This window comes from Vibrio sp. Vb0937, from assembly GCF_033338855.1.
The window spans coordinates 1-1,003 of record NZ_JAWOTK010000495.1 but is presented as its reverse complement, the minus strand read 5'-3'; the positions used below and the strand labels follow the sequence as shown (position 1 = coordinate 1,003).

At 46.4% G+C, this 1,003-nt stretch carries 1 protein-coding gene; it reads right to left on the bottom strand.

All coding sequences use genetic code 11. From position 1 onward, the window contains the following. On the bottom strand, positions 1 to 1,003 hold a 1,003-nt coding region (locus R7P67_RS26760; RefSeq protein WP_318086577.1), incomplete at both ends, for a hypothetical protein.

The window sequence follows — 1,003 nt, the reverse complement described above, 5'->3', positions numbered from 1 at the left end:
ACGTATTGCAATGTAAAGACGTTCTCTTTTTCTTTGTCTTGGTTTTCTGCACGCGTGTACTGCGCACGAACAGTACCAAAGTGCGAAGAATCCCACGCAATCATCGCATCGACTTCTTTATCATTTAGCGCAGTGAAATGCATGTGGTCACCATGAGCATGACCATCGTAGCTTTCCGCTTCGCCGTAACGAACGCCAGCAGACCAGCTAGGGCTAAATCGGTATACACCCGAAACGTAATATGCTGTTAAGTTATCAGGGGATTCAGCTTCATCTTTAAATTTGCTGTCGACCACACCATCCAACAACATGTACTCGGCAGAAAACGTAAAGTTGCGGTACTTGTAGTTACCATCCGGGGCCCATTTCCAAACAAAATCAGCACCATAAAGATTCGCACCAGTAATCGCAGCAGCGTGGCTATGTTCATGGTCATGACCGGTATCAGCATGATGATCGTGGTCAGCAAATTCTTCCACCTTGCCGTTCTTATTTCGCAGGTAACTCAAGCCAAATTGCCAACTAGAAGAATCTGAAATGTCGCTACCTAGTTTTAATGTTGAGGTAAATACACCAACGTCAGAACCCTCATCCACTGCCGACATCTTGCTGCCACTTAGCGCCTCAACACCAAATTTCACAAACAGATCTGTCGGAAGAACAAGGCTCGCTCTCACGCCATCATCATAGTAATGCGAACCAAGAAACGTTCGGTACGCTAATGGACGCTCAACAAAACTATCGGTATGCATGTGTTGGTTGTTCAAGTAACCAAAATCGGAAAGAAAACGCCCCGCTCGGACATTAAAGCCGTAAGGCAAAGCCAAGGTTTCGATAAACGCTTCTTCCAACATCAGTTCGGTGTCGTCAGCATGGCTTTCCAGCACTGTCGTCAAAGCGCCATGGAATTTGTCGTCAATGTTTGCAGACAAACTAAGCTCGGTATGACCCAAGCCAAACCCTTCCTCTCGCTCTGAGTTATGACGCTGTCCATCTTGGTAAT